Annotated in this window: 1 pseudogene; it reads left to right on the top strand. The window is 31.1% G+C overall.

Features of this window, described 5'->3' with window-relative positions:
- Positions 1 to 166 precede the first annotated feature (166 nt).
- Positions 167 to 254: pseudogene (locus SB658_RS25830) on the top strand (molybdenum cofactor biosynthesis protein); the annotation flags it as partial.

Here is a 254-nt window from a genome sequence, read left to right as displayed (position 1 = left end):
ATTGAAAAAGGGATAATATAATTAGGAATGGTATAATGGGTACGTATCGTTTTATATTTTGAATCATGTAAAGATCCTTTATATGGATAAATATACTTATATTGTATCATGTTGAATTCTTTGCTTCATACATAATTTCACAAGAAAATGAAAGGAAAGATAAAAAATGAGCGTAACTGAACATAAAAAACAAGCGCCAAAAGAAGTGCGCTGCAAAATCGTGACGATTTCCGATACACGTACGGAAGAGACAG

Origin of the sequence: Bacillus sp. SIMBA_008 (genome assembly GCF_046535495.1) — a bacterium.
Lineage (GTDB): Bacteria > Bacillota > Bacilli > Bacillales > Bacillaceae > Bacillus > Bacillus subtilis.
Note: the sequence above shows the minus strand (reverse complement) of the source record. Positions and strands in the feature narration are given on the sequence as shown.